This window comes from Thermomonas sp. HDW16, from assembly GCF_011302915.1.
GTDB lineage: Bacteria > Pseudomonadota > Gammaproteobacteria > Xanthomonadales > Xanthomonadaceae > Thermomonas.
In genome coordinates this window covers 370,415-389,266 of the sequence record NZ_CP049872.1, presented here as the reverse complement: position 1 = coordinate 389,266, position 18,852 = coordinate 370,415, and the positions used below count along the sequence as shown (strand labels likewise).

11 protein-coding genes and 1 pseudogene are annotated in these 18,852 nt (G+C 65.7%); 10 read left to right on the top strand and 2 right to left on the bottom strand.

Annotation, left to right across the window (positions count from 1 at the left end; translation table 11 throughout):
* The first annotated feature begins 145 nt into the window (after positions 1–145).
* The 7 genes and pseudogenes from rpmB (at position 146) to G7079_RS01640 (ending at position 10,678) form a co-directional block, all read left to right on the top strand.
* Positions 146–382 carry a 50S ribosomal protein L28 gene (gene rpmB, locus G7079_RS01670; RefSeq protein WP_166054943.1) on the top strand — a complete coding sequence of 79 codons (237 nt, stop codon included), beginning with the start codon at positions 146–148 and terminating at the stop codon, positions 380–382.
* A 12-nt stretch (positions 383–394) separates the two neighbouring features.
* The gene (gene rpmG / locus G7079_RS01665) at positions 395–559 is read left to right on the top strand and encodes a 50S ribosomal protein L33 (protein ID WP_166054941.1); all 165 of its coding nucleotides are present in this window, start codon (positions 395–397) and stop codon (positions 557–559) included.
* A 105-nt stretch (positions 560–664) separates the two neighbouring features.
* A pseudogene (locus G7079_RS01660) lies at positions 665–4,096 on the top strand (PAS domain-containing hybrid sensor histidine kinase/response regulator).
* Positions 4,097–4,261: 165 nt separating this feature from the next.
* Positions 4,262–5,449, top strand: a complete 1,188-nt coding sequence (locus G7079_RS01655; RefSeq protein ID WP_166054939.1) for an efflux RND transporter periplasmic adaptor subunit — start codon at positions 4,262–4,264, stop codon at positions 5,447–5,449.
* Positions 5,450–5,461: 12 nt separating this feature from the next.
* Positions 5,462–8,635 carry an efflux RND transporter permease subunit gene (locus G7079_RS01650; protein WP_166054937.1) on the top strand — a complete coding sequence of 1,058 codons (3,174 nt, stop codon included), beginning with the start codon at positions 5,462–5,464 and terminating at the stop codon, positions 8,633–8,635.
* Entirely contained in the window at positions 8,628–10,046 is a 1,419-nt protein-coding gene (locus G7079_RS01645; protein ID WP_166054935.1) for an efflux transporter outer membrane subunit, read from the top strand. Before G7079_RS01650 ends, G7079_RS01645 begins: the two co-directional genes overlap by 8 nt.
* Complete coding sequence (locus G7079_RS01640) at positions 10,043–10,678, top strand: TetR/AcrR family transcriptional regulator (protein WP_166054933.1); 636 nt, start codon at positions 10,043–10,045, stop codon at positions 10,676–10,678. Before G7079_RS01645 ends, G7079_RS01640 begins: the two co-directional genes overlap by 4 nt.
* Before the next feature lie 19 nt (positions 10,679–10,697).
* Here G7079_RS01640 and G7079_RS01635 read toward each other — a convergent pair whose 3' ends face one another.
* Together G7079_RS01635 and acs are read right to left on the bottom strand one after the other, a co-directional pair.
* Entirely contained in the window at positions 10,698–11,366 is a 669-nt protein-coding gene (locus G7079_RS01635) for a response regulator transcription factor (RefSeq protein WP_166054931.1), read from the bottom strand.
* A 31-nt stretch (positions 11,367–11,397) separates the two neighbouring features.
* A complete protein-coding gene (acs, locus tag G7079_RS01630) occupies positions 11,398–13,344 on the bottom strand; it encodes an acetate--CoA ligase (protein ID WP_166054929.1) in 1,947 nt (648 codons plus the stop codon).
* 174 nt (positions 13,345–13,518) lie between these two features.
* On the opposite strand from acs, the gene G7079_RS01625 reads away from it, so the two are divergent.
* The 3 genes from G7079_RS01625 (at position 13,519) to G7079_RS01615 (ending at position 18,797) form a co-directional block, all read left to right on the top strand.
* On the top strand, positions 13,519–14,886 hold the full coding sequence (locus G7079_RS01625; protein ID WP_166054927.1) for a DcaP family trimeric outer membrane transporter: 1,368 nt from the start codon (positions 13,519–13,521) through the stop codon (positions 14,884–14,886).
* An 11-nt stretch (positions 14,887–14,897) separates the two neighbouring features.
* Positions 14,898–16,559 (top strand): MFS transporter, encoded by a 1,662-nt coding sequence (locus G7079_RS01620; protein WP_166054925.1) that lies wholly within the window; start codon positions 14,898–14,900, stop codon positions 16,557–16,559.
* 135 nt (positions 16,560–16,694) lie between these two features.
* On the top strand, positions 16,695–18,797 hold the full coding sequence (locus tag G7079_RS01615) for a M13 family metallopeptidase (protein WP_166054922.1): 2,103 nt from the start codon (positions 16,695–16,697) through the stop codon (positions 18,795–18,797).
* Positions 18,798–18,852: the final 55 nt, after the last annotated feature.

Sequence of the window (18,852 nt, the reverse complement as noted above, 5' to 3'; positions counted from 1 at the left end):
TCCGGGCGGGCCCGGAACACGAATCCGGCCCGCCATTGGCAGCGTCACAACCTCCCGTTTCGTGTGCCGCAAACCCTCCGGGGAGCGTGGCGGGGCCGCCGTCTCCCGGGCTACGGGCGACAACCAAACACCATCGAGGTGCACAGTGTCCAAAGTCTGCCAAGTTACCGGCAAGCGTACGATCTCCGGCAACAACGTCTCGCATTCCAATCGCAAGACCCGTCGCCGCTTCATGCCCAACCTCCACGAGCGCCGTTTCTGGGTCGCTTCCGAGAACCGTTGGGTCAAGCTCCGCGTTTCCGCCGCGGCCCTGCGTACCATCGATAAGAACGGCATCGACGCCGTCCTGGCCGACCTGCGCAAGCAGGGCGAGAAGGTCTAAGGAGATCACACCATGGCAAGCAAGCGCGACAAGATTCGTCTGATCTCCTCGGCCGGCACCGGCCACTTCTACACCACTGACAAGAACAAGAAGAACACGCCGAACAAGATGGAGGTCAGCAAGTACGACCCCGTCGTGCGCAAGCATGTTCCGTACAAGGAAGGCAAGATCAAGTAAGCCTTCCGCATTGTCGGATGCACACAGGAACCCGCCGAAAGGCGGGTTTCTTTTTGCGCGCGCGACCGCGACACTCAGCCATCGCGCAAGCGGAGTGCTGATGCCGTGATCCCGGGCTGGGTGTTGCTGTTGGTCTCTGCCGGCTATGTCTGCCTGCTGTTCGCGGTGGCGTACGCGGGCGACCAGCGCGCGCCGGTGGGTTCGAAACTGCGCCCGCTGGTCTATGCATTGGCCTTGGCGGTGTATTGCTCGTCGTGGACGTTCTACGGCGCGGTCGGCACCGCGGCGCGCGATGGCCTGGCCTTCCTGCCGATCTACCTGGGCCCGCTGCTGGTGATGCTGTTCGGCTGGCGGATGCTGGAGCGGCTGGTGCTGATCTCCGGCGAACAGCGCATCGTCTCGATTGCCGACTTCCTGTCCTCGCGCTACGGGCGCGCACCCGGGCTGGCCGCGTTGGTGGCAGCGGTTGCGGTGATCGCGGCCGTGCCCTACATCGCGCTGCAGTTCAAGGCGGTAGCGATGAGCGTGGATGTGCTGGCGCCCGGCCGTACCGATGGCACGCTGGGCGATCCCGCCCTGTACGTTGCCGTGCTGCTCGCGTTGTTCGCGATCCTGTTCGGCACGCGCCAGATCGACGCCACCGAACACCATCGCGGCATGGTGCTGGCGGTGGCGCTGGAATCGCTGGTCAAGCTGCTGGCCTTCATCGCCATCGGCCTGTTCGCCATGCTGCACCTGCCGGGTACGGGCGATACCGTCGACCGCGTGCTGCAGGCCGCGACCACCGTTGGCGCACAAGGCCTGCCCGGCAGTTTCGTGGCGCAAACCTTGATCGCCTTCACCGCGATCCTCTGCCTGCCACGCCAGTTCCACGTCGGCGTGGTCGAGTGCCAGGACGCCGGCGACCTGCGACCGGCGCGCTGGTTGTTCGGCGGCTACCTGGTGCTGGTCTCGCTGTTCGTGCTGCCGATCACCCTGGCCGGCACCGACCAGCTGGCTGCCAGTGGCGTCTCCCCGGACACCTATGTGCTTGCACTGCCGCTGGCGCTGGATCGCGAATCGCTGGCGCTGTTCGCCTATATCGGCGGTTTTTCCGCCGCGACCGGCATGGTGATCGTGTCCAGCGTGGCGCTGTCGACCATGGTCAGCAACGACATCGTCATGCCGCTGCTGTTGCGCAGCGGCGTGCTGCGCCACGACGAAGCGATCGACCGCCCGGTGTTGTGGGTGCGCCGCGCGACCATTGCCGCCATCGCGATGCTGGCCTATGCCTACCACCGCGGGGCGGTCGGCAGCGACAGCTTGGCGCGGCATGGCCTGCTCGCGTTCGCCGCGGTCGCCCAATTCGCGCCCGCCCTGATCGGCGGCCTGTACTGGCGTGGCGCCAGTCGTGCCGGCGCGTTCGCCGGCCTGCTTGCGGGTGCGTTGCTGTGGGCCTATACCCTGCTGTTGCCGGAGTTGTCGCGCGGTGGTTGGTTGGGTGCCGATTGGGTCGAGAGCGGCCCGTTCGGCATCGGCGTACTGCGTCCGCACCAGCTGTTCGGCATGCAAGGCTGGGACACGCTGACCCATGGCGTGTTCTGGTCGCTGCTGATCAACATCGGCACCTTCGTGTTCATGTCGATGCGCTATCGCCCGCGCCTGCAGGATCAGTTGCTGGCAGCCCCCTTCCTCGACCCCTACTCGCAGCGACAACCGTTGGTGCCCGGTGGTGGTGCGTGGAACGTGCGCGCCGGCGAGCTGCTGGCGCTGGCCGAACGCATCCTCGGCGAACGCCATGCACAGCGCGCCTTCGCCGAATACGCACGACAGAGCGAACGCACGTTCGCGGCCGATGCGCCAGCGGATCGCGCCTTGCTGCAATTCACCGAACGCCTGCTGGCCTCGGCGATCGGCGCGGCGTCTGCCCGATTGACACTGACCTCGGCGCTGCGTGGTTCCGGCATGGAGCTGGGCGAGGTGGTCTCGCTGCTCGACGAAGCCAGCCAGGAGCTGCGCTTCAATCGCGAAGTGCTGTCGAGCACGCTGGAAAACATCAGCCAGGGCGTCAGCGTGGTCGATGCCCAGATGCGGCTGGTGGCGTGGAACCGCCGCTACCAGGAGCTGTTCGATTATCCCGACGGGATGCTCTACGTCGGTCGCCCGGTCGCCGACCTGCTGCGCTGGAATGCCGAGCGGGGTGAAATGGGCGCGGGCGAAATCGAGGCGCAGGTCGAACGCCGGCTGGAACATCTGCGCGCCGGCACGCCGCATGTGTTCGAACGCGTGCGCGCCAACGGCCAGGTGATCGAATTGCTCGGCCGTGCGTTGCCGGGTGGTGGCTACGTCACCAGCTACAGCGACATCACCGACTACAAGCGCGTTGAAAGCGAACTGCGCGAAGTCAATGAGACCCTTGAATAGCGCGTCGAGCAACGCACGCGCGAAGCCGAGGCCGCGCAGCAGAGCAAGACGCGGTTCCTGGCCGCGATCAGCCACGATGTGCTGCAGCCGTTGAACGCCGCGCGACTGTTCGCGTCTGCACTGCGCGAGAGCGACAACTCGGCCGAACAAGCACGGCTTGCCACGCGCGTGGATGCCTCGCTGCGCGCGGCCGAGGAATTGCTGGATGGGCTGCTGGATGTTTCGCGCCTCGACGCCGGTGTGCTGCAACCGCACGTGGTCGACTTCGATGCAGCGGATTTGCTGCGCGATCTCGCCGCGCAGTACGCGCCCACCGCCGCGCAACGCGGTCTCGCCCTGCGCGTGCATGCGCCAAGACCCATGCCGATCCGCAGCGATCGCCGCCTGCTGCGCCGCGCCCTGCAGAACTTCATCGGCAATGCGCTGCGCTACACGCAAACCGGTGGCGTGCTGTTGGCGGCGCGCAGGCGCGGCGATGGCATCGCGCTGGAAGTGTGGGATACCGGCCCCGGCATCCCACCCGCGCACTTGCAGCAGATCTTCGAGGAGTTCCATCGCTACGACCAGCCGGGCGATCGCGGCGAACGCGGACTGGGGTTGGGCTTGTCGATCTGCCAACGCATTTCGCACGTGCTGGCACACCCGCTGTCGGTGCAGTCGCAGGTCGGCCGCGGCAGCGTGTTCGCGATCCGCGTGCCGCTGGCCAACGCCGTATTGGCCGCTCCGCGGGAACGCGAATCGCAATCCGCACGGGACGACAGCCTGCATGGCCTGCACGTGCTGTGCCTGGACAACGATCGCGAGATCCTCGCCGGCATGCAGGCCTTGCTCGCCCGCTGGGGCGTGCGCGCATCCCTCGCGGCGACCGTGGACGAAGCATTGGCTGCGATGTCCTCAGCGCCGCAAGTACTGCTTGTCGATTACCACCTGCACGACCGCATGGATGGCCTGGAGGCGCTCGATGCACTGCGCGCGGCCGCTGGCAAGGCATTACCCGGCGCCTTGCTGACCGGCGACGGCAGCGATGCGCTGAAACTCGCCGCACGTGGACGCGGTTACCGGGTACTCACCAAACCGATCAAACCGGCATCGTTGCGCGCTTTCCTTGCAGCGCAGCCGCAGTACGACCGCTAGTCGGTGCCGACTCCCGACCACTGATCGCAGGTCTTCAGGCCGGCGGATTCGTTTTGGCCGTGGGCGTTGACAAAAAAAGAATGATCGTTCACTCTTTGCGCTCCAACCGGGTTGGCATATCGTCCGTCGACCCCTTCAATTTCGTCCTAGACGCCGAGTTTTCCCATGCCCAGCCTACGTTCGCGCGCCGTCTTGCCGGCCGTCCTGATCGCTTCCACGCTCGCCCTGGCCGCCTGTGGCGGCGATGCCCCTCCTCCGGGACAGGCAGGCGCGACCCCGGTCACCGTGGTCACCCTGAAACCCGAATCCGTCACCCTGACCCGCGAACTGGCCGGCCGCGCCGAAGCCTCGCAGGAAGCGGAAGTGCGGCCGCAGGTCGGCGGCATCGTCGAACGCCTGTTGTTCACCGAGGGCGGCAGCGTGCGTGCCGGGCAGCCGCTGTACCAACTGGACCAGACGTCTTACCGCGCCGACGCCAACAGCGCGCAAGCCGCCGTGGCACGCACGCAGGCAACCTTGGTCACCGCGCAGCTCAATGCCAAGCGCTCCGCCGAGCTGGTCAAGATCGACGCCGTCAGCCGCCAGGACAACGACAACGCGCAGGCGGCGTTGCGCCAAGCGCAGGCAGACCTGCGTTCGGCCCAGGCCGGCTTGCAGGGCGCCAATGTGCCGCTGGGCTTCACCCGCGTCACCGCGCCGATCAGTGGCCGCATCGGTCGTTCCAGCGTGACCCGCGGTGCGCTGGTCACGGCTAGCCAGGCCACCCCGCTGGCGGTGATCCAGAGCATGGATCCGATGTACGTCGAGATCAGCCAGTCCAGCACCGAACTGCTGCAGCTGCGCCGCGAAATCGCCGCCGGCAACCTGCAAGGCACCGAGGCGGTGCCGGTGGACATCGTGCTGGAGGACGGCAGCGTCTATCCGCAGCAGGGCCGGTTGAGCTTCGCCGAAGCCATGGTCGATCCCGGCACCGGTGCGGTGGCGCTGCGGGTGATCGTGCCGAATCCGGACCAGATGCTGCTGCCGGGCATGTTCGTGCGCGCCAAGGTCGCCAACGGCGAACGTCGCAACGCGATCCTCGCCCCGCAGCAGGGCATCACCCGTGATCCGCGCGGCAACGCCAGCGCGATGGTGGTCGGTGCCGACGGCAAAGTGGAACAGCGCGCGGTCAAGGTCAGCCGCAGCATCGGCGACAAGTGGCTGGTCGACGACGGCCTCAAGGCCGGCGACAAGGTCATCGTCGAAGGCCTGCAGAAGATCAAGCCGGGCGCCGAAGTGCAGGCCACCGAACGCGGCAGCGAGGCCAAGCCCGCTGCATCCACCGCCGCCAAGCCCGCTGCCAGCGGCGCATAAGGAGAGCGGCACATGGCACGTTTCTTCATCGATCGCCCGATCTTCGCCTGGGTGGTCGCGATCCTGCTGATGCTGGCAGGCGCACTGTCGATCACCAAACTGCCGATCGAGCGCTACCCCACCGTGGCGCCGCCGGCGATCTCGGTCGGCGCGGTGTATCCCGGCGCTTCGGCCAAGGTGGTCGAGGACTCGGTGACCCAGATCATCGAACAACAGATGACCGGCCTGGACGGCCTGATCTACATGTCCTCCAACAGCTCCAGCAGCGGCGCTACCTCGATCACCCTGACCTTCGAAACCGGCACCGATCCGGACGTGGCCCAGGTGCAGGTGCAGAACAAGCTGCAATCGGCGATGCCGCTGCTGCCGCAGGAAGTGCAGCGCCAGGGCGTGCGCGTCAACAAGGGGTCGAGCGGCTTCCTGCAGGTGCTGGCCTTCGTTTCCGAAGACGGCAGCATGGATCGCAACGACATCTCGGACTACGTCAGCGCCAACATCGTGGATCCGCTTAGCCGCGTGCCGGGCGTGGGTTCGGTGCAGGTGTTCGGTGCGCAGTACGCCATGCGCATCTGGCTGGATCCGGACAAGCTGGATACCTACAGCCTGGCGATCAGCGACGTCACTGGCGCGCTGCAGGCGCAGAACGCGCAGGTCGCGCTGGGCCAGTTGGGCGGTGCGCCGGCGGTGCCCGGCCAGCAGTTGAACGCCACCATCAGCGCGCAGGATCGCCTGCAGACGCCGGAACAGTTCCGCGCCATCGTGCTGCGCGCCAATCCCGACGGCTCCAAGCTGACCCTGGGCGACGTGGCGCGGGTGGAGATCGGCCCGCAGAGCTACGACGCGGTCAGTCGCTTCAACCGCAAGCCGGCTTCCGGCGTGGCGGTCTCGCTGGCCACCGGTGCCAACGCGCTGGATACCGCCGACGCGGTGGCGGCATTGATGGAGAAGCTCAAGCCGAATTTCCCCGCCGGCCTTGAAGTGAAGGTGCCGTTCGACACCACGCCGTTCGTGCGGGTGTCGATCGAAAGCGTGTTGCACACGCTGGTGGAGGCGGTGGTGCTGGTGTTCCTGGTGATGTTCCTGTTCCTGCAGAACATCCGCGCCACCATCATCCCGACCATCGCGGTGCCGGTGGTGCTGCTGGGCACGGTGGCGATGCTGGGCGTGATGGGCTTCTCCATCAACATGCTGACCATGTTCGCGATGGTGCTGGCGATCGGCCTGCTGGTCGACGACGCCATCGTGGTGGTGGAAAACGTCGAACGCGTGATGGCCGAGGAAGGCCTGTCGCCGAAGGAGGCCACCAAGAAATCGATGGACCAGATCACCGGCGCGCTGGTCGGCATCGGCGTGGTGCTGGCCGCGGTGTTCGTGCCGATGGGCTTCATGAGCGGCGCCACCGGCATCATCTACAAGCAGTTCACCGGCACGATCGTGATCGCCATGGGTCTGTCGGTGCTGATCGCGCTGGTGCTCACCCCGGCGCTGTGCGCGACCATGCTCAAGCCGATGCACAAGGGCGAGGCGCATGCGCACATGGGCGGACCGATCGGCAAGTTCTTCGATTGGTTCAACCGCAAGTTCGATGCCGGCAGCGCGCGCTACCAGCGCGGCGTGGGCGGCATGCTGGCGCGGCCAAAGCGCTTCATGCTGATCTACGGCGTGCTGGCGGTGGTGATGGGCCTGCTGTTCATGCGCCTGCCCAGCTCGTTCCTGCCGGATGAAGACCAGGGCGTGCTGATGTCGATGGTGCAGGCGCCGGTCGGTGCCACCCAGGAACGCACCTTGCAGTCGATCTACAAGCTGGAGGACTACTTCATGGAGAAGGAGTCCGACCTGATCGAGTCGGTGTTTTCGGTGCAGGGCTTCAGCTTCGCCGGTGCCGGCCAGAACTCGGGCATGGCCTTCGTCAAGCTGAAGGATTGGGATGAGCGCACCACGCCGGAATCGCAGGTCGCTGCCATGACCGGCCGCGCGATGGGCGCGTTGTCGCAGATCAAGGACGCGATGGTGTTCGCCTTCGCCCCGCCAGCGATGCCGGAACTGGGCATCTCCTCTGGCTTCACCTTCTTCCTGCAAGACAACACCAACCAGGGCCATGAAGCGCTGGTGGCCGCGCGCAACCAGTTGCTCGGTGCGGCGGCCAAGAGCCCGCTGCTGGCCAATGTGCGCCCGAACGGGCAGGACGACACCCCGCAGCTGCGGGTGGTGGTGGATCCGGTCAAGGCGCAGACCTTGGGCGTGCCGGTCTCGGCGATCAACAACACCCTCGCGGTGGCCTGGGGTGGCGCCTATGTCGACGATTTCATCGACCGTGGCCGAGTCAAGCGCGTGTACATGCAGGCCGATGCGCCGTACCGGATGACGCCGGAGGATTTCGAACGCTGGTCGGTGCGTGGCTCCAATGGACAGATGGTGCCGGTGTCCTCGTTCGCCAGCTGGCATTGGGAATACGGTTCACCGCGTCTGGAGCGCTACAACGGCGTGGCCGCGATGGAAATCCAGGGCCAGGGCGCCGAAGGCGTGAGCTCGGGCGATGCGATGGACGAAATCGAACGGCTGGTCTCGGAACTGCCGCCCGGCTACAGCGCCGCGTGGACGGCGATGTCCTACCAGGAGCGCCAGGCCGGCAACCAATCCACCCTGCTGTACGCACTGTCGCTGCTGATCGTGTTCCTGGCGCTGGCGGCGTTGTATGAAAGCTGGAACGTGCCGACCGCGGTGCTGATGGTCGCGCCGCTGGGCGTGTTGGGCGCGGTGCTGGCGGCGATGCTGCGCGGCTACGAACTTGATGTGTACTTCCAGGTCGGCATGCTGACCACGGTCGGCCTGACCAGCAAGAACGCAGTGCTGATCATCGAGTTCGCCAAGCAGAACTACGAGCAGGCCGGCATGAAGCTGATCCCCGCGATCATGCAGGCCGTGCGCGACCGCCTGCGCCCGATCGTGATGACCTCGCTCGCGTTCGGCCTTGGCGTGCTGCCCTTGGCCATCGCCAGCGGCGCCGGCTCCGGCGCGCAGAACGTGATCGGCACCAGCGTGCTCGGCGGCATGGTCGTCGGCACCGCGCTGGGCGTGTTCTTCATCCCGCTGTTCTATCTGGTGGTGGTGCGCCTGTTCACCCGCAAGAAGCCGACGCAAGCGGACGACTCCGCCGCCGTCGAAGGAGACTCCACCCATGGCTAAGTTGCATGGCCTTGCCATCGCGCTGGCGGCCGCGCTGGCCACGTCCGGCTGCGCCACCCTGGTGCCGCCGACGCCCGCTGCCCAGTCGCAGGTGCGCGAGACCTGGTCGGCGCAACCGCGCACAAATGCGACCGACGTCAGCCTGATCGCCGCCGACGCCGGCTGGCGCGAGGTGCTGGTCGATCCGCGTCTTGAACGCGTGGTCGCGCAGGCGCTGGACAACAACCGCGACCTGCGCGTCGCGGTACTGAACGTCGAACGCGTGCGCCAGCAATACCGCATCCAGCGTGCCGAACGCCTGCCGGCGATCGGTGCCAACGCCACCCTGGAGCGCAGCGGCGGCGACGCACCGGTCAACGAGACCTACAGCGCATCGCTGGGCATGGCCAGTTTCGAACTGGATCTGTTCGGCCGCGTGCGCAACCTCAGCGAGGCCGCGCTGCAGCAGTATTTCGCACAGGAAGAAAACCGCCGCGCCGCGCAGATCGCGTTGATCGCTCAGACCAGCAATGCATGGATGGCGCTGGCGGCCGATCAAAGCCTGCTGGCGATCTCGCGCGACACGCTGGCCGCACAGCAGGCTTCGCTCAAGCTGACCGAACGCCGCCATGAAGTCGGCGCAGTCAATGGACTGGTGCTGGCGCAGGCGCAGACCCAGGTGGAAACCGCGCGCAGCAACGTGGCCCGCTACAGCGGCCTAGTGGAGCAGGATCGCCACGCGCTGGACTTGCTGGCCGGCTCACCGGTAGGCGCGGACGATTTGCCACAGGGATTCGAAGACGGGCTGGTGGCGCTGGTCGATGTACCCGCCGGCCTGCCCTCCGACATCTTGCTGCAGCGTCCCGACATCCTCGCCGCCGAGCACGGCCTGCTGTCCGCCAATGCCAACATCGGCGCGGCGCGCGCGGCGTTCTTCCCCTCGATCAGCCTGACCGCAAGCGCCGGCACCGCCAGCAATGAATTCAGTGGTCTGTTCGATGCCGGCAGCCGCGCCTGGCGCTTTGTCCCACAGGTGAACCTGCCGATCTTCCAGGGCGGCGCCTTGCGCGCGAACCTGAGCGTGGCCACCGCCAATCGCGACATCGCCCTGGCCAATTACGAGAAAGCGATCCAGGCCGGCTTCCGTGAAGTGGCCGACGCGATCAGCCTCAGTGGCACCCTCGCCGACCAGCGTGCGGCAGCCGAACGTCTGCTGGCCGCAGCCGAACGCGCGGAGCAGTTGTCCAAGGCCCGCTACGACGCCGGCTACGACAGTTACCTCACCTTGCTGGACGCACAGCGCACCCGTTATGCCGCGCAGCAGGGACTGGTGGCGGCGCGGCTGGCCGAACAAACCAACCGGGTGACGCTGTACACCGCGATGGGCGGGGGTTGGCAGGCCGATGGCACTGTCGCCACGGCCACGCCATGAGCCCGTCCACGACCGAAAGCCGGCGAGAAGCCCGTACCAAGGCACAGCGCAACCGCATCCTGGATGCGGCGCAGAAATGCTTCACCGAACGCGGCTTCCATGGCGCCAGCATGGCGATGATCGCCGAGACCGCGCAGATGAGCGCGGGATTGATCTACCGCTATTTCGCCGGCAAGTCGGAATTGATCCACGGCATCGTCTCCAGGCAGATCGAACTCATGGCCGATGACCTGCAAGTCTTCCAATCGGGCGCGCGCGATGCCGCCAGTTTCATCGTCGAACGCTTCCGCGAAGATGCGGACAGCGCCGGCAAGGAAGGTGGCGCGGCGCGCATGCTGGAACCCGCGCTGATTCTGGAGATCGTCGCCGAATCCGGCCGCGACCCGGTGATCGCCAGTGCGTTCGATGCGCTCGATCGCCACGTCGACGTTGCGCTCGGCGCATGGCTGGCGCGCCCGCGCGAACAAGGCGGCCTGGGCGTGCCCGCAGCGCAACTGCCGGCGCGCGTGCTGGTGCTGCGCAGTGTGTTCGATGGCCTGAAGATGCGCCAGGCGCGGCATCCGAAAATGGACCTGGAATTGCTTCACGAAGCGCTGACTGTCGCCTTGCGCGGACTGCACGTCGAGCCATGACGCACATGGTGGGTACGCGCTAGTCGGCGTCTTCGTCCGGCAGCACCACGCTGTCGGGATCAAGCGCCAGCTTGCCGGCGATCAGCACCGCCTGTGTGCGATTGCTGGCACCGAGCTTGCGCAGGATCGCGGTCATGTGCGCCTTGATCGTGGCTTCGGAAACATTGAGCGCGTAGGCGATCTGCTTGTTGAGCTGGCCTGTCGCCAGCATCTGCAGCACGCGGAATTGCTGCGGGGTGAGCTCGGCCAGGCGGCGGGCGACGTCGCGTTCTTCGGGCTGGATCGCTTCACCAGTCGGTACGCCAGGCGGGATCCAGCGTTCGCCCTCGAGTACGCGCGACAGCGCGGTCGCGATCGTCGCCGAATCGGATGACTTCGGAATGAAGCCCGCCGCACCGTGTTCCAGCGCGCGACGGATCACCACAGGCTCCTCGCGCCCGGAAACCACCACCACGGGCAACTGCGGATGCAGTCCGCGCAGGTGGACAAGCGCGCCATAACCCTGCACGCCGGGCATGTTGAGGTCGAGCAGCAGCAGGTCGGCATCCGCATTCGCATCGACCAGTGCGTACAGCGCGTCGGCGCTGTCGGCTTCGTGCAAGACGGCATCCGGCAGGATGCGGCCCACCGCGTGGCGCATGGCCTCGCGAAACAGCGGATGGTCGTCGGCGATCAGGATCGTCGGCATGCGCGCATCGTTGCTTTCGTCAGGAGCGCGATCATCGCACCTGGCGTTCGTCGACCAGCGATTGCACCACGGACGGATCGGCCAGCGTGCTGGTATCGCCCAACTGGTCCGGCGCGTTCTCCGCGATCTTGCGCAAGATGCGGCGCATGATCTTGCCGCTGCGCGTCTTCGGCAGGCCGGGCGCCCACTGGATGTGATCCGGCGTGGCGGTGGGGCCGATCTCGCTACGCACCTGCTGCACCAGCGCCTTGCGCAATTCATCGCTGGCAGTGATCCCCTCCTTCAACGTCACGTAGGCGTAGATGCCCTGGCCCTTGATGTCGTGCGGGAAGCCGACCACCGCGGCCTCGGCCACGTCGTGGTGCGAGACCAGCGCGCTTTCCACTTCGGCGGTGCCGATGCGATGGCCGCTGACGTTGATCACGTCGTCCACGCGACCGGTGATCCAGTAATAGCCATCGGCATCGCGACGACAACCATCGCCGGTGAAGTAGCTGCCGGGATATGTCTTGAAATAGGTGTCGATGAAACGCTGGTGGTCGCCGTACACCGTGCGCATCTGCCCCGGCCATGAATCCAGCAACACCAGGTTGCCCTCGGTCGCACCGTCGAGCATTCGACCCTCGGCATCGACGATGGCGGGTTGCACGCCGAAGAAGGGTTTCGTCGCCGAGCCGGGCTTCGCGTCGATCGCGCCGGGCAATGGCGAGATCAGGATGCCACCGGTTTCGGTCTGCCACCAGGTATCGACGATCGGGCAACGGCCATCGCCGACCACCTCGAAGTACCAGCGCCAGGCTTCCGGATTGATCGGTTCGCCGACCGTGCCGAGCAACCGCAGCGAAGTGCGCGCGGCCTTCTTCACCGGCGCATCGCCTTCGCGCATCAGCGCGCGAATCGCGGTCGGCGCGGTGTAGAAGATCGTGACCTGGTGCTTGTCGATGGTCTGCCAGAAGCGCGAGGCATCCGGAAAATTCGGCACGCCTTCGAAAATCACCTCGGTCGCACTATTAGCCAATGGCCCGTACACGATGTAGCTGTGGCCGGTGACCCAGCCCACGTCCGCTGTGCACCAGAACACGTCGTCGTCTTTCAGGTCGAACACCGCTTCGTGCGTGTAGCTCGCCCACAGCAAATAGCCGCCGGTGGTATGCAGCACGCCCTTCGGCTTGCCGGTGCTGCCCGAGGTGTAGAGGATGAACAGCGGGTCTTCCGCGTTCATGCGTTCGGGTTCGCATGCGTCCGGCTGGGCATCGACCACCGCGTCGTACCAACGGTCGCGCGGCATCTGCATGTCCACCGCGCCGTGGGTGTGCCGCACCACCAACACGGTTTCCACCGTATTGGTGCCCGGCAACTTCAACGCCGCATCCACGTTCGCCTTCAGCGGCACTTTCTTGCCGCCACGCAGGCCTTCGTCCGCGGTGATGATCAGTTTCGATTGGCAATCCTGCACGCGATCGGCGATCGATTGCGGGGCGAAGCCGCCGAACACCACCGAATGCACCGCGCCGATGCGTGCGCAGGCCAGCATCGCCACCACTGCATGCGGCGTCATCGGCAAGTAGATGGTGACGCGATCGCCCTTCTGCACGCCAAGGTGGCGCAGCGCATTGGCCAGTTTGCAGACGCGTGCGTGCAGCTCGCGATAGGTGATGCGCTGCGCCTCTGCGTCGGGTGAATCCGGCTCGAAGACCAGCGCGACCTTGTCGCCACGCGCGGCCAAGTGGCGATCCAGGCAATTCACGCTGGCATTCAGTTCGCCATCGGCGAACCAGCGGATATGGAAATCCTCCAGCGCGTAGCTGACGTCCTTCACCTGGGTCGGCGCGCGCATCCAGTCCAGTCGCTTGGCAGCTTCGCCCCAGAACGCATCCGGATCGCGCAGCGATTCCGCGTAGAGCCGCTCGTAATCGTCGCGGCGAATCGTCGCCTTGGCCGCGAAGTCGTCGGGAACCGGATACAGATCAACGCTCATGGCGGGATTCCTGCAATGCAATGCCTGTATCCGAGTTTAGCGCCGCGTGCGTTGGCCGGCGGTGTAGACATTGGTCGTAAGCGACGTGCATTTGCGACCAAAGGCGAATAGGCGGGCATGCGCGGGGCGTGCAGGCTCGGTTCCGTGACCAATGACGCCTCTGGGAGGGGAACGATGGACGCAAGCAAAACCCGCAAGCGACTCGCGCTTGCCATCACCGCAGCCCTGTTACTGCCGGGCATGGCCTTCGCACAGACCGCGAAAGAAAAGGAGCTTGAGACGCGCATTGCGCAACTTGAGGCGCAAGTGCAGGCGCTAGTCGGCGCCCAACAGCAGCAACAAGCGACACTGACGCAAACGCAGACCGCGCTTGACCAGGTACGCGTGGCGCAGGCCGCACCGGTCGATGGCAAGCCGAAAATCCAGTCGTCGCCCATTCTTGTTGCCGGTAATCCCGATGGCCGTTTCAGCTTTGGCGGCTTCATCAAGCTGGATGCGATGTACACCGATACCAGCGACGGCGAGATCGCCGACGGCAGCGCCGGGCGCATGTTCTATCTGCCAGGCGCGATCCCGGTCGGCGGCAGCGACGAATCCGGCGGCGACATCGATACCCATGCGCAGTTCTCGCGCTTCTGGTTCGCCGCCGATGGCGACGTGCAAGGCCACAAGACCCGCGCCTACCTGGAATTCGACCTGTTCGGCGGCGGGATGTCGAACCTCGGCAACCAGGCGTCCACCAACACGCATGGCGTGACCCTGCGCCAGGCTTACGTGAGCTGGGACAAGTGGCTGGCAGGCCAGACGTGGTCGAACTTCCAGGACGTGGCCGCGCTGCCGGATGCGGTGGACTTCGTGGGCCCGACCGAAGGCACCACCTTCGTGCGCCAGGCGCAACTGCGCTACACCAGCGGCGCATTCTCCGTCGCGCTGGAAAATCCGCAGACCGTGGTCGGCGGTTATCGCACTACCGCACGCACCACCAGCGACGACGGCAACATGCCCGACGTGACCGCGCGCTTCACCAGGAAGGGGGATTGGGGCCACTTCAGCGTGGCCGGCCTGGCGCGGCAACTGCGCCATGAAACCGCGACGACGGAGGCCAGCAGCACCGGCTTCGGCGCCAGCGTGTCCGGCAAGTACAACGTGTCGAAGACCGACGACATCCGCTACATGCTCACCGGCGGCAGTGGCATCGGCCGTTACGTCGGTTTCGCGTTGGGCGCGGACGGCACGCTGGATGCGACCAGCGGCGACATCGAATCGACCGGCGTGCTCGCCGGCTTCGTGGCCTGGCGACATGTGTTCGATCCGAAACTGCGCGGCAACCTGATGTTCTCGCGCGCGCAGTTCGACAACGACACCGACTGGACCGGCTTCGGCGTGACCAAGTCCGCGCAGTCGATCCACGCCAACCTGATCTACAGCCCGTTCCCGAAACTCGACATCGGCGCGGAACTCATCTTCGGCAACCGCGAGCTCGAAAGCGGCGCCGACGGCGACCTGCGCCGCATCCATACCACCGTCAAGTACAGCTTCTAAGGGAGGCGTCCATGTCCAGCACTACCGCCAACGCGTCGCCTTCGGGCGCGCTCACCCAGAGTCACAAGAAGGTCATCTTCGCGTCCAGTTTGGGCACGGTCTTCGAGTGGTACGACTTCTACCTGTACGGCTCATTGGCCGCGATCATCGCCAAGCAGTTCTTCAGCGGCGTCAACGAGACCACCGGCTTCATCTTCGCCCTGCTCGCGTTCGCGGCCGGCTTCTTCGTGCGTCCGTTCGGCGCGGCCTTCTTCGGCAGCCTGGGCGACCGCATCGGCCGCAAATACACCTTCCTGGTCACCATCGTGATCATGGGCCTGTCGACCTTTCTGGTCGGCGTGTTGCCCAACTACGCCAGCATCGGCGTGGCTGCGCCGGTCATCCTGATCATCCTGCGACTGTTGCAGGGCTTGGCATTGGGCGGCGAGTACGGCGGCGCGGCGACTTATGTCGCCGAGCATGCACCGAACGGCAAGCGCGGCCTGTACACCAGCTTCATCCAGATCACCGCGACGGCCGGCCTGTTCCTGTCGTTGCTTGTGATCCTTGGCTGCCGCGTGTACCTGGGCAACGAAGCCTTCGAAGCCTGGGGCTGGCGCATCCCGTTCCTGGTGTCGATCGCGCTGCTTGGCGTGTCCGTGTGGATCCGCATGCAATTGAGCGAATCGCCGCTGTTCCAGCAGATGAAGGACGAAGGCAAGGTCGCCAAGACCCCGTTCCGCGACAGCCTGTTCTCCAGCAACGGCAAGCTGATGCTGCTGGCACTGTTCGGCGCCACCGCCGGTCAGGCCGTGGTCTGGTACGGCGGCCAGTTCTATTCGCTGTTCTTCCTCACCCAGACGCTGAAGGTCGATGGCACCACCGCCAACCTGATGATCGCAGGCGCGCTGTTGCTGGCCACGCCGTTCTTCGTGGTGTTCGGCTGGTTGTCGGACAAGATCGGCCGCAAGAAGATCATCATGGCCGGCTGCCTGTTGGCCGCGCTCACCTACTTCCCGATCTTCAAGGGGCTCACCCACTTCGCCAACCCGGGCGTGGAGGAAGCGCGCACCAATGCACCGGCGGTGATCCATGCCGACCCGAACACCTGCAGCTTCATGTTCGATCCGATCGGCAAGAAGGTGTTCACCAACTCCTGCGACATCGCGGCGACGGCGCTGGCCAAGGCCGGCATCCCGTACACCATCCAGCCTGCAGCGGCCGGCTCGGTGGCGAAGGTGAGCATCGGCGGCACCGACGTGGCTGGTTTCGAAGGCGCGGGCCTGACCAAGGACGAGGGCAAGGCCAAGTCGGACGCCTTCGGCAAGGAACTGAAGGGCGCGTTGACCGCGGCCGGCTATCCGGAAAAGGCGGACCCGGCGCGCATCAACAAGCCAATGGTCCTGCTGCTGCTGTGGATCCTGGTGATCTACGTGACCATGGTCTACGGGCCCATCGCCGCCTGGCTGGTGGAACTGTTCCCGACCCGCATCCGCTACACCTCGATGTCGCTGCCGTACCACATCGGCAACGGCTGGTTCGGCGGCTTCCTGCCCACCATCTCGTTTGGCCTGGTCGCGGCCACCGGCAATATGTACCAGGGACTGTGGTACCCGGTGATCATCGCGCTGATGACCTTCGTGATCGGCTCACTGTTCCTGCGCGAGACCAAAGACGTGGACATCACCAAGTAAGCCATCCTCCCCCGTGGATGCGCGAACGCCGGCCCAGTGCCGGCGTTCGTTTTTTGCAGTCGGCCTGACTTCCTGCACATGTTCAAAATGCGAATCGGCGCAGGATGCGCGAGTCATCCACGCGAGGTTCCCCGCATGCCTTCCACGTCCCTCCGCCGCGCCGCGCTGGCGCTTGCCATCCTTGCTTCACTGGCGGCCTGCGAGCGCGCGCCTTCCGCCGACAAGACCGCAACACCGGTGACCGTCGAAGCGCCGGCCGCGCCGACCTCCGGCATCGACCTGGCCGGCATCGACAAGGCCGTGCAGCCCGGCGACGACTTCGACGAATACGCCAATGGCGCGTGGAAGAAGGTCACCGAAATCCCGGCCGACCGCGCCAGCATGAGCACCGGCTATTACGTGTTCGAGAAAGCCGAAAAACGCCTCTCCGACCTGATCCAGGGCCTGGACAAGGCCAACCCCGCCGCCGGCAGCAACGAGCGCAAGATCGCCGACTACTACGCGGCGTACATGGACGAGGCCAGCATCGAAACGCGCGGGCTCGCGCCGCTGCAGGCGAAGCTGGACGGCGTTGATGCGATCGCCGACAAGGCCGCGTTGTCGCGCTGGCTGGGCGGCAGCCTGCGCGCGGACACCGACCCGCTGAACGCAACCAATTTCTATACCGAGAACCTGTTCGGCCTGTTCGTGGCGCAGGCGCTGGAAGACCCGTCGAAGAACGTCGGCTACCTGATGCAGGGCGGCCTGGGCATGCCGGATCGCGAGTACTACCTCGCAACCGACAAGGACATGGCGGCCAATCGCGCGGCCTACCAGGCGTACATCGCGAGCATCCTGAAACTTGCCGGCGATGCGGATGCCGACAAGAAAGCGAAGGCCATCTTCGACCTGGAAATGAAGATCGCCAAGGCGCACGCCAACGTGGTCGACAGCCAGGACATCCACAAGGCCAACAACCCGTGGGCGATGGCGGACTATGCGAAGAATGCGCCGGGCATGGACTGGGCCGCGTTCTTCGATGCCGCGAAGTTGTCCGGCCAGCAGACCGTGTTCGCCTGGCAGCCCGATGCCATCAAGAAGCTTTCCGCACTCGTCGCCAGCGAACCGCTGCAGGCGTGGAAGGATTACCTGCACTTCCACGCGATCAACCACAGCGCCGCGCTGTTGCCGAAGGCGTATGCCGACCTCAGCTTCGGCTTCTACGGCAAGCAGCTGCAGGGCACCACCCAACAGCGCGATCGCTGGAAGCGCGGCATCGGCGCCACCGACGGCGCATTGGGCGATGCCATCGGCCAGCTCTACATCAAGCAGTACTTCCCGGCATCGTCCAAGGCCAAGGTCGAGGACATGGTGAAGAACATCCTGGCCACGTTCCGCGAAGGCGTGGACAAGCTGGAATGGATGACGCCGGACACGAAGAAGACCGCGAAGGCGAAGGCGGAAACCATGCTGATCGGCGTGGGCTATCCGGATTCGTGGCGCGATTATTCCTCGCTCGAAGTGAAGCGCGATGATCCGCTGGGCAATGCGCTGCGCGCGGAAGAAGCCGAATACCGCCACCAGACCGCCAAGCTCGGCAAGACGCCGGACAAGAAGGAATGGTGGATGACCCCGCAAACGGTCAACGCGGTGCAGCTGCCGCTGCAGAACGCGATGAACTTCCCCGCCGCGATCCTTGAAGCGCCGTTCTTCGATCCGGCTGCGGATGCCGCCGCGAACTACGGCTCGATCGGCGCGGTGATCGGCCATGAAGTCAGCCACGGCTTCGACAACCTCGGCTCGGAATTCGATGGCGAAGGCCGCCTGCGCAACTGGTGGACGCCGGAAGACGCCGCCCACTTCAAGACAGCCACCGACAAGCTGGTCGCGCAATACGACGCATACGAAGCGCTACCCGGCCTGCACCTCAACGGCAAGCAGACGCTGGGCGAGAACATCGCCGATGTCGCCGGCCTGCAAGCCGCCTACACCGCGTACCACAAGTCGCTTGGCGGCAAGGAAGCGCCGGTGATCGACGGCCTGAGCGGCGACGAGCGTTTCTTCCTCGCCTTCGCCCAAGCCTGGCGCGCCAAGCAGCGCGATGCCTCTCTACGCGCGCAGGTGATCGGCGACGGCCACGCCCCCGCCCGCTGGCGTGCGCTGACCGTCCGCAACATCGATGCGTGGTACGACACCTTCAAAGTCACCGACGGCCAGAAACTTTTCCTGAAGCCGGAAGAGCGGGTGAAGATCTGGTAAGCGCCCGCCTAATGGCCAACGAAAACGCCCGGCATTGCCGGGCGTATTAATTGGG

What these genes read in the sequence shown, in the direction of transcription:
- rpmG (WP_166054941.1), top strand. Translation starts at nt 395, where the DNA reads ATGGCAAGCAAGCGCGACAAGATTCGTCTGATCTCCTCGGCCGGCACC.
- G7079_RS01635 (WP_166054931.1), bottom strand. Translation starts at nt 11,366, where the DNA reads ATGCCGACGATCCTGATCGCCGACGACCATCCGCTGTTTCGCGAGGCC.
- G7079_RS01615 (WP_166054922.1), top strand. Translation starts at nt 16,695, where the DNA reads ATGCCTTCCACGTCCCTCCGCCGCGCCGCGCTGGCGCTTGCCATCCTT.
- G7079_RS01625 (WP_166054927.1), top strand. Translation starts at nt 13,519, where the DNA reads ATGGACGCAAGCAAAACCCGCAAGCGACTCGCGCTTGCCATCACCGCA.
- G7079_RS01640 (WP_166054933.1), top strand. Translation starts at nt 10,043, where the DNA reads ATGAGCCCGTCCACGACCGAAAGCCGGCGAGAAGCCCGTACCAAGGCA.
- acs (WP_166054929.1), bottom strand. Translation starts at nt 13,344, where the DNA reads ATGAGCGTTGATCTGTATCCGGTTCCCGACGACTTCGCGGCCAAGGCG.
- G7079_RS01650 (WP_166054937.1), top strand. Translation starts at nt 5,462, where the DNA reads ATGGCACGTTTCTTCATCGATCGCCCGATCTTCGCCTGGGTGGTCGCG.
- G7079_RS01655 (WP_166054939.1), top strand. Translation starts at nt 4,262, where the DNA reads ATGCCCAGCCTACGTTCGCGCGCCGTCTTGCCGGCCGTCCTGATCGCT.
- G7079_RS01645 (WP_166054935.1), top strand. Translation starts at nt 8,628, where the DNA reads ATGGCTAAGTTGCATGGCCTTGCCATCGCGCTGGCGGCCGCGCTGGCC.
- G7079_RS01620 (WP_166054925.1), top strand. Translation starts at nt 14,898, where the DNA reads ATGTCCAGCACTACCGCCAACGCGTCGCCTTCGGGCGCGCTCACCCAG.